Annotated in this window: 8 protein-coding genes; 6 read left to right on the top strand and 2 right to left on the bottom strand. The window is 36.4% G+C overall.

What is annotated here, in order from left to right; genetic code table 11:
* Nucleotides 1-167 precede the first annotated feature (167 nt).
* On the bottom strand, nt 168-2,282 hold the full coding sequence (recG, locus tag U0839_RS04165; protein WP_413550141.1) for an ATP-dependent DNA helicase RecG: 2,115 nt from the start codon (nt 2,280-2,282) through the stop codon (nt 168-170).
* 63 nt (nt 2,283-2,345) lie between these two features.
* Between recG and U0839_RS04170 the strand changes: the two genes are divergently transcribed.
* The 5 genes from U0839_RS04170 to U0839_RS04190 all read left to right on the top strand — a co-directional run bounded on the left by U0839_RS04170 (nt 2,346) and on the right by U0839_RS04190 (nt 8,256).
* Nucleotides 2,346-2,642, top strand: coding sequence for a succinate dehydrogenase assembly factor 2 (locus U0839_RS04170; protein ID WP_155572044.1), 297 nt, complete (start codon nt 2,346-2,348; stop codon nt 2,640-2,642).
* Between the two features lie 11 nt (nt 2,643-2,653).
* Nucleotides 2,654-6,124: a transcription-repair coupling factor gene (gene mfd, locus U0839_RS04175; protein ID WP_413550143.1), complete on the top strand. Its 3,471-nt coding sequence runs from the start codon at nt 2,654-2,656 to the stop codon at nt 6,122-6,124.
* Between the two features lie 189 nt (nt 6,125-6,313).
* Nucleotides 6,314-7,201 (top strand): LysR family transcriptional regulator, encoded by an 888-nt coding sequence (locus U0839_RS04180; protein WP_155565652.1) that lies wholly within the window; start codon nt 6,314-6,316, stop codon nt 7,199-7,201.
* A 107-nt stretch (nt 7,202-7,308) separates the two neighbouring features.
* A complete protein-coding gene (locus U0839_RS04185; RefSeq protein WP_155565651.1) occupies nt 7,309-7,785 on the top strand; it encodes a hypothetical protein in 477 nt (158 codons plus the stop codon).
* Between the two features lie 15 nt (nt 7,786-7,800).
* Complete coding sequence (locus U0839_RS04190) at nt 7,801-8,256, top strand: DUF805 domain-containing protein (RefSeq protein WP_155565650.1); 456 nt, start codon at nt 7,801-7,803, stop codon at nt 8,254-8,256.
* A 19-nt stretch (nt 8,257-8,275) separates the two neighbouring features.
* Here U0839_RS04190 and U0839_RS04195 read toward each other — a convergent pair whose 3' ends face one another.
* On the bottom strand, nt 8,276-9,229 hold the full coding sequence (locus U0839_RS04195; protein ID WP_155565649.1) for a hypothetical protein: 954 nt from the start codon (nt 9,227-9,229) through the stop codon (nt 8,276-8,278).
* A gap of 144 nt (nt 9,230-9,373) precedes the next feature.
* Between U0839_RS04195 and U0839_RS04200 the strand changes: the two genes are divergently transcribed.
* Complete coding sequence (locus U0839_RS04200; RefSeq protein ID WP_155565648.1) at nt 9,374-10,348, top strand: bile acid:sodium symporter family protein; 975 nt, start codon at nt 9,374-9,376, stop codon at nt 10,346-10,348.
* Nucleotides 10,349-10,468 lie beyond the last annotated feature (120 nt).

A 10,468-nucleotide genomic window follows, 5' to 3' on the forward strand; every position in this document is an offset into this window, starting at 1 on the left:
ACATTATTGATTTGTGGCAAATTAAATATGAAATTATTTCAATAATTGAAGAATAAATTTATGTTAATTTAATTATCTTAAAATGATGTTTCTTCAGATTTTTTGAATTACAAATTATTATTTATTGAAAATTGTTTTGTTTTATTACTGTGATGCTATTCTGGAAATCATCCTGCTTTGATAAGGTTTTGAATATTATTTTTTTCAAATAACATGAGTAAAACTTGTATTGACGTTTTTTCATTAATGGAGGCCTGAGCCTCTTTGTTATACCAGTATTCAGCAGCTTTCCAGGCTGTATTAATCCAATGATCCAACATGATTTCATTGACCATTTTAAAATTGGGTAAACCGGATTGTCTACGACCTGTTACCTCTCCGCCGCCCCGTATCCTGAAATCCTCATCAGCTATCAGGAAGCCATTCTCTGTGTCGCGTATGAGGGATAATCTTTTTTTCGCTATATAACTAATTTTATCATCATGTAAAAGAAGACAGTATGACTGTTTTTCTCCTCTTCCAACACGCCCACGTAATTGATGCAATTGTGCAAGACCAAAACGTTCTGCATGTTCAATAACCATGATATTAGCATTGGGAATATTGACGCCAACCTCGATGACTGTGGTGGCAACTAGTATTTTGGTTTTATTCTGTGCAAATTTATCAAGTTCAGCTTGTCTTTCGCCGGTATCTTGTTGGCCATGCGCTAGGCCTACATTCTCGATACCAAAATAATGCTGTAGTCTTATGTAACGATCTTTGACTGCAGCCAGATCCATAACTTCGCTTTCTTCAACTAGAGGACAGACCCAGAATATTTGACAACCTTTTTGAATGGCTCTTTTGATACCCTCCAAGATTTTATCAATTTTGCTTAATGCATGCAGCGTGGTATGGATAGGTTTCCGATTTGCAGGTTTTTCTGTAAGACGACTGACCTGCAATTCTCCCCATCTTGTCAGTAAAAGGGTTCTTGGAATAGGGGTTGCTGTCATTACAAGTGTATCTGTATTTTCCCCCTTTTCTCCCAGTCTAATGCGTTGTTCAACACCGAAACGATGTTGTTCGTCAATAATGACAAGCGCCAGGTTATGAAAAACAACTTGTTCCTGAAACAAGGCATGTGTACCGATAGCAATTTTTGTTTTTCCGGTTTTAATTTTATCGAGGGTTTCCTTGCGAGCTATTCCTTTTATGGAACTGCTTAAAAATGAAATTTCAACAGGAGCAAGTTTCATAAAGGTTTCATAATGTTGTCTGGCAAGAATTTCAGTGGGTGCCATAATAACACTTTGGAATCCCGCTTCAACAGCCTGTAAGGCGGCCATTATAGCAATAATGGTTTTACCGGAACCGACATCTCCCTGTAATAATCTTAGCATGCGATAAGGGCGTTCCATATCTGTCTGAATTTCTTTGAATGCCTGTCTTTGGGAAAATGTCAGTGAATATCCGAATTTTTGTAAAGCGTGGCAAATAAGATGATTATCACCAATCAGGGATTTTCCTGTGGTTAACTGATTTGTATGTTTTATTTTTGTAATGGCTAATTGTTCCGCGAATAACTCATCAAATGCCAAACGGGAACGTGCCCGACTTTCAACAGCTTCATAGGTTTGATTTTCAAAAAAAGTGGAGAAATCTTCTGGAAGATGTAGTAAGTGAAGCGCTTCTTTAAAACTTGGCCAATGGTGTTGATGTAAAAGGGAAGGATTGATCCATTCGGGCAATTCGGGACATAGGTTTAATGCCAGACGTAAAGCTTTTGAAAGATTTTTTGGGAAAAGGCCTGCTGTTAAGGGCCATACAGGTTCAATTAATGGAATGGCCTGTTGGTTATATATAGGTTCAATATAATGTGGATTGGTTATAATCAGTTTGTTATTTTTATTTTCTAAAAGACCTGAAACAACAAATATTGTATTAAGGGTCAGTTTTTTTGCTTGCCACGATGAAAAAAATATCATTTCAGCTTTAGCACTGCCATCGTTAACAAATATACGCCAGGGTTGTTTATGATGACGGGGTTTTTCAATATGGGTAATTTCTATTTGAAGTGTAACTATTTTTCCAGGGATTGCATTTTGCAATTTGGGGCGATATCGTCGGTCAATTATTGAAGTGGGCAAATGAAAGAGTAAATCAATAATTCGCTCACCACCAATTGCATGGGTCATTAACTTGCTCAATTTCGGACCTATACCTTTAAGACTGGATAAGGGGGACAATATAGGTTTTATGGAAAGATAAAGGGAAGGTGGAATAGAGGGGGGACTCATGATTATTTTGGTTATGAGAGTGTAGAATTGTTTAAATTTAGATATCAGTATAGGATATGTTAAATGGTAGAGCAAAAAGAAAATATAAGTTCACTTGAGTCACGAAAACGCAGACTGATTTATCGTGCAACTCATAGAGGTACCTTCGAGGCTGACTTAATCATCGGTCAGTTTGCGATGATGAATGTACCAGCAATGACAATTATTGAAATTGAGGATTTTGAAAAAATAATGGAATTGGCTGATACAGATCTGATGTTATGGTTGACAGGTTTCGAGCCTTACCCAAAAAAAATTGAGAGTCCTGTTTTTCTTTCGCTATATCATTTTGCTCAACAAAATAAACCGAATAAACATTAAGGAGAAATCGCATGGGGGGAGCCTCAAAAAAGCAATTTAAAAATTTTTTGCCGATATGGGGAGCTCCCGAGGGATATGATGCCTTTTTATTAAGTAAAATTGCTCAGGAATGTTATCAAAAAGATAACCATGTTCTGGTTCATGTCGCACGGAATGATATAGATATGAACCGGTTGGCTGATTTACTCTATTATATCGCACCTCAATTAAATGTTTTGAATTTTCCTGCCTGGGATTGTTTGCCTTATGACCGTGTATCCCCGAACAAGGCAATAACCTCGGAACAGGTAGCAACATTGACGCAATTACTTGAACCCTTGACCGGGCCAAGGATCATATTGACGACAATACCCGCACTGTTACAAAAAATAGCACCCAGATCAGTCTTTGCAGGACGTGCTCTGACCCTTAAACAGGGTGAAAGTCTGGATCAGGAATTTTTAGTCGAACTTCTTGTTGCGCAGGGATACAATCGTACGGATACAGTTATGGAACCGGGTGAATTTGCCTTGAGGGGTAGTTTATTTGATATTTTCCTGGCTGGGGAAGAAGAGCCTGTCCGCTTGGATTTATTCGGAGATGAGATAGATTCAATTCGCTGTTTTGATCCGATTACGCAACGTTCAACTCGGAAAGTTACGGAACTTGTTTTAAGACCTACCGCAGCTTATTCTCTGGATGAGGAAAGCATATCAAGGTTTCGTACGAAATGGCGAGAACTGTTTGGTCAGGGATCAATGAGTGATCCAATTTATGAAGCCGTTTCGGAAGGCCGAATGGTTCAAGGACTTGAACATTGGTTACCTCTTTTTCATGATAAGATGGAAACGTTTTTTGATTATGTTTCTGATGTTAAACTGTCTTTTTCATATCAGGCCGAGGAGGCATTGCAACCAAGACTGGAAATGATTGCTGATCATTATGAAGCCCGCAAACAGCCAGTAAGAAATGACGAAGTTGTATATCGTCCCTTATCACCTGATTTGCTATATCTTACTCAATCTGAGTGGAATCATATAGTCACGCGATATAAAGGGGTGTATTTTTATCCTTTTGCAATGCCTGACGGATCCAGTGGAATGGATGCAGGGGGAAGGCCAGGTATAGTTTTTGCTAAAAGTAATCTGACAGTCGAAGCCGATAATGTTTTTCATATGTTCAAGTCAAGATTCAGGGAATGGTATTCATCTGGACGGAAAACATTGGTTGCCGGCTGGACAAACGGATCAAGAGAGCGCATCGCTACATTATTGAAAGAACACAAAATCGCCGTTCAGAAACTGGAAGGGTGGCAAGAAGTTAAAAATTTCAGGGAAGCTTCTGTAGGATTATTGACTTTTGGTTTGGATCGCGGATTTGTTGCCGATGATTTCATTCTTGTTTCTGAAGCCGACTTGTTAGGGGAAAGAATTTCACGTCCACATAGAAAACGGAAAAAAGCCGAGCAGTTCATTTCAGAAGCTTCTGAAATTAGCGAGGGAGATCTTATTGTACATCAGGAATATGGAATTGGTCGTTATCAAGGACTGGTTAATCTGGAAATCGGTGCTGCGCCACACGATTGTCTGGCACTTGTTTATCATGGTGATGAAAAATTATTCTTACCTATCGAAAATATTGAGTTATTGAGCCGTTATGGATCTGATCAAACGGGTGTTGCTCTGGATAAACTGGGAAGTCCTGCATGGCAAAAACGTAAAGCCACAATGAAGGCTCGTATTCGGGACATGGCTGGTGAGTTATTGAAAACAGCCGCGGCCCGCTTGATGCAGGAAGCGACGATCGAGACCCCTCCTGAAGGATTGTGGGAGGAGTTCTGTGCACGGTTTCCCTTTATTGAAACGGATGATCAGGCAAGGGCTGTTGCTGATATTATTCAGGATCTTGCTTCCGGACGTCCCATGGATCGTTTGATTTGTGGTGATGTTGGTTTTGGTAAGACAGAAGTGGCATTACGTGCCACTTTTATTGTGGCCATGAATGGAGGCCAGGTGGCGGTTGTGGTACCGACAACCCTATTGGCACGTCAGCATTATCAAACCTTTGTGAAACGTTTTGAGGGATTTCCGGTAAAAATTGCCCAACTTTCCAGAATGGTGACATCAAAAAATGCGGCACAGATCAAAAAGGAATTGGCAGATGGCAATGTCAATATAGTGATTGGTACACATGCTTTACTAGCCAAGACGATCAAGTTTGCAAATTTGGGTATGCTTATTATAGATGAAGAACAGCATTTTGGTGTTGCGCACAAAGAGAAATTGAAAACCTTGCGTGAAGATATTCATGTATTGACATTATCTGCCACCCCATTACCAAGGACGTTGCAATTATCATTGACTGGAATGCGAGAGATAAGTCTAATCGCAACGCCTCCAATTGATCGTTTGGCTGTTAGAACTTTTATCATGCCCTTTGATCGTATCGTTATTCGAGAGGCTATTCAAAGGGAGCGATTCAGAGGGGGGCAAATATTCTGTGTTGCACCGCGTGTTCAGGATCTGCAAAACCTGCAAGATCAACTTTTGGATATAGTTCCCGATTTACGGTTGGTACAAGCTCATGGGCGGTTATCCCCTACAGAACTTGAACGGGTGATGACTGAATTCAATGAAGGTAAATATGATGTATTGCTTTCGACCAATATTGTTGAAAGTGGACTGGACATGCCAACTGTCAATACACTGATAATCTATAAGGCTGATCATTTTGGATTAGGTCAGTTATATCAATTGAGAGGTCGTGTGGGACGGGGAAAACAGCGTGGATATGCGTATTTGACATGGCCACAGCATCATTTTCTTTCCAAGAATTCTGAAAAGCGACTGGAAATAATGCAGTCACTGGATAATCTTGGGGCAGGATTCACTTTGGCATCTCACGATCTGGATTTGAGAGGGGCGGGTAATCTGCTGGGAGAAGAACAGTCTGGTCATATTCGGGAAGTTGGCGTTGAGCTATACCAGAAGATGCTTGAAGAAACAGTGGCAAGCTTCCGTGCAGAAAAAAATAATCAGTTATTGGAAAATCAGGATTGGACACCCAATATCACTTTGGGATTACCTGTTCTGATCCCGGAAACCTATGTGACGGATCTATCAGTAAGATTGGGTTTATATCGACGAATAGGCAATCTGGAAAATCATGATGATATTGAAGCCATGCAAGTTGAATTGATAGATCGTTTTGGGACCTTGCCTGAAGAAGTAAGCAATCTGCTTCATGTAATGAAACTGAAAAAACTTTGTAAAAAAGTTGGTGTTAATCGCATTGAGGCTGGACCGAAAGGGGTTGTTGTTCAGTTTTTTAACAATCAATTCAAAAATCCTGAAGGATTAGTACAATGGATAGCCGGTATTAAAGATCAGTCTGTGAGATTGCGTCCTGATGGTAAATTGATATATTTGCGAGAAACCCCGTTTGCAAAACGGATTCAGCGTTGTCAATTTTTATTAAGCAAGCTTGTTGAAATTCACCGATAATAAAACGTCATTTCCTAAATTAAGTAGACTGAATTTAGCTAGAAATGACATTTTGAAGCATTCATGAATTTATTTATTAATAAGACATAATTTATTAAAATCATTGAATATTTTTTAATCCAATGATAATGTTACGTAATTTAAATGTTTTTTTAAGAAATAAATAAAGTTAAGTAGAGAAATTAGATTATGTTGCAAAAAAATGTCAATGATCTTTTGGTTTTTTTAACAATTGCTAAAGAAAGAAGTTTTACAAAGGCAGCATCAAAATTAGGTGTATCCCAATCCGCATTAAGTCATACCATGCGAAATCTTGAAAAAAATCTGGATGTGCAATTATTATCCCGTACTACACGAAGTGTAGAGCCAACCAAGCTTGGTGAGATTTTATTGAAAAATATTGCGCCGAGATTAGAGGAAATTGTTGAAGAGCTTGGCAAGATTATTGATTTGAAAAAAAGGCCTTTTGGAAATATCAATCTTTTAACAGATGAACATGCTGCAAACTTTGTTGTATGGCCTCATTTGCGAAATTTTTTGCGACATTATCCTGATATAAAATTTAATGTAGAGGTTTCCTCCAATCTTCAAAAAGAAATTCATGGAAAATATGATGCAAAAATAAGCCTTGGTGAAGTTGTAGACAAAGATTTCTTATCAATAAAAATTAGCGCACCTGTCCAAATAGCGGTTGTCGCGTCACCATTATATTTACAAGATAAAAAAATTCCAAAAACGCCGCATGATTTGCTCAAACATCAATCTATAAATTACTTTCTTTCTTTTATGCAAAATCAGTATGATTGGGAATTTGTTGTAAAGGGTAATACACAAGTAATTCATATGGAAGGTCAATTTTCTTGTAATACCCTAACCCAGGTCATACAGGCCACACTGGATGGTTTTGGTTTTGCCTATATTCCCTTGAAAGAGGTTTATCACGCCATTCAGCAAAAACATCTTGTACATGTTTTATCTGAATACTGTCCCTCTTTTTCAGGATATTATCTGAGATACCCCAATCGAAACAATTTTACACAGGCATTTTCTTTGCTATTGCAAAGTTTTGAACATTAAATTTCGCTATTTATATTATTACCTTGCAAATTATAATTGCACTTTTATTTTTTTCAAATTAAATTGATGTAAAAAATATACATATTAATTAATTCAAGAGAAACAAGATGTCAGATTTAATTTTGGCGCGGGCTTTACATGTATTGGCAATTGTAATTTGGATAGGTGGGGTATGTATGGTGACAACGGTTCTTCTACCAACCATTCGTAAGAATTTTTCATCCAGCGAACGATTGTCTATATTTCATCGTATTGAAAGCCGTTTTGCTACACAGGCTCGTTTTACAACTTTGATAGCCGGATTATCCGGGTTTTACATGGTATGGCGAATGCAAATATGGAATCGATTTGAGCATATAGAATTTTGGTGGATGCATGCCATGTTTTTGGTGTGGTTAATCTTTACAACCATGTTATTTGTAATTGAACCCTTTATACTCAATAAAAAATTAGGGAATAGTGGCCAGCAACAACCCGATAAGGTATATGTTAAGGTTCAGAGATTACACTGGTTTTTATTAACCATCAGTTTCATTGCAATCATTGGTGCAGTCATGGGAAGCCATGGTTTCGCTTTTTTTTGAGAAATAAATAAAATAATGAAGATGCATAATATTCGATTGGGTCGGGTGATTTCAATTTTTATATCGAATTGGTGGGATGCTATACTTCATTATTTTTATTTCAGTGGCAGGACAAGCAGATCAGGTTTTTGGTGTTTTGCAGTTTTAAATAGTCTAATTCTATATTTTTTATTTTGTATAGATGAATATTTTCATTTGATTTACAGAGTGACTTTTCATTATTATTATTGTGATATCCATCTATTTTTTTTAATATATTTTTTATTAACGATCTTTCCATCATTTGTACTGTTCATACGTCGCCTGCATGATCTTAATTTGTCAGGTTGGTGGGTTTTGTTGATGATTATTCCCTTACCCTATCTATACCTCAATTTTTTAATTCAGATTATTTTTCTTGTTATAGCAAGTTTTCCCGGTTCAGAAAATAATCAGTATGGTATCAAACCCATTAATCAGGTTACTGTTTAATTCATATTCTTTGTTTAAATTACCATACGGGAATGGGAACATTATTAACCTTGAACAGATTTCCCTGCCAGTTTATATCCCATTCAAGATTATTGTTTCCGACAGAACGTCCAGCAAATTTAGCTAAAATCAATGCTGTCTTTAGATTATTTATACGGGTAGAACCACTATTTGCAATCAATTTTTCCATATTGCTTACAGTGATTTTACCTTTTGCCGATTGGAAGTTAAGCTCTCGGTCAACTAAAGCGTTTCCATACGCAGTAATATGGGTTAAATTGTTCTGCATCATTAAGTTATTGATTTTTAATGGTAATGACAGGTCATAAAATTTATCCTCATTATTGCCACTCGCGGCGGCTAAAATTAGGGGATAATATTTTGAAGGGGTATTCAGATTCAAAATGCCTTCTCGTGGAAGGAAAAGGTTTGATTTTTGAGAGGGGTTTATTTCATTCAGACCTGAAAAAAACAGTTTCAAATTTACATTGTCAGCGATATTTTGAACTTGCAACCGTATTTCATCAGCTTTGTAGGCATTGTTTAAATTTTTTATTAAAATGTTTCGCCATATAATGGTAAGTTGTTCGTTTTGTTTAAGTTGTTTTAATATAGGTGTAATAGAATCAGTATAGTAATTTTTGTTACAGGAATTGATTTGATATTTCAGAAATACGGTCAACAATCCGGTCGATGTGATATTGGTAACTCTTTGCAACTGATCTTTGGACAAGGTTTTACCGCTCTGGTTTACCATTAACTGTTTGCTATTCAGGAAAACATTGGAATTATCCGGAATTTTGACAGTATAATTAGTAACTTGTAAAGAATTGATATGATGATCAACAGTGTCTGATGATATATTTGAACAGTATGAATGCCAAGTTACAGAAGCGAAAGCTACTGCATTATTAAATAGTGAATAAATAAGCATCAGCACGAAAAAAGGCAAAGACTTTAAAAATATACTCATAACCATAGAAACATTTTTCATTTTCAAAAAAGAATTAAACTATATCGATATTAAGAAAGATATTAAAGGGTTATTTACAAAAGATTGAAAATTATAATAGTTGGATAATGATTTGGATCAAAACTAAAAGATTAAGGATTTTCAATGCCGAAATATCTGGACCCGTTTTTAATTTTACTATTAATGACCGTTGCAATAGCAAGCTTTTTTCCATGTCACGGTTCGGGTGTTCTTTTTTTTAACAATCTGGCTGTAATAGCCATTGCTCTTATGTTTTTTTTGCAAGGTGCAAGGTTATCTCGTCAAGCGGTTATTGAGGGTATTTTTCACTGGAGATTACATTTACTAATTTTTGCATGTACGTTTGTCATTTTTCCTATACTGGGATTAGGCTTGCATTATTTATTCCCTAAAATGTTATTGCCTGACTTATGGATGGGCATTCTTTTTTTATGCTGTTTACCATCTACAGTACAATCGTCAATTGCATTTACATCAATCGCAAAAGGAAATGTGCCAGCTGCAATATGTTCAGCTACTGCCTCAAATATTCTGGGAATTTTCATAACTCCTTTTTTGGTTGGATCAATATTTTCAAATCATCATCAGGCTATTTTTTCAAGAGATAATCTTAACATAGTTTACCAATTGTTATTACCCTTTATCATGGGACAGATCCTGCAGCCGTGGATAAGGGAATGGGCATTAAAAAATTCCCGTCTTTTATCCTGTTCTGATCGTGGGTCAATCCTGATCGTTGTTTATACAGCTTTTAGTCAGGCAGTGAATATAGGTTTATGGTACAAATTATCCTTGTATCAGTTTATGAAACTGATTTTAATTGACGTGGTTTTACTAGATTCAATTTTAATAATTTCTTTTTTGCTATCGAAACTTTTTAAATTTTGTTGGCAGGACCAAATCAGCATTGTATTTTGTGGATCAAAAAAATCTCTAGCTTCCGGGGTTCCAATTGCAAACGTGTTATTGCCTCCCTCAATGGTGGGAATGATAATATTGCCTTTAATGATTTTTCATCAAATTCAGCTATTTGTAATTGCGATCATTGCCCAATATTGTAATAAAATATCCGATAAAAAGAAGGTTTATAAGACATAATCAAGAAATACCTGATATGTTTGTCACTCTATCAAAGATTTGACGATTTAATGTTTTATTTTATTATTAATCTAAACAAATGAATCTTATAATGATATTTCATTTTTAAAATCAGTTTTA

The organism is Commensalibacter sp. A3DC (assembly GCF_047307945.1).
GTDB lineage: Bacteria > Pseudomonadota > Alphaproteobacteria > Acetobacterales > Acetobacteraceae > Commensalibacter > Commensalibacter melissae.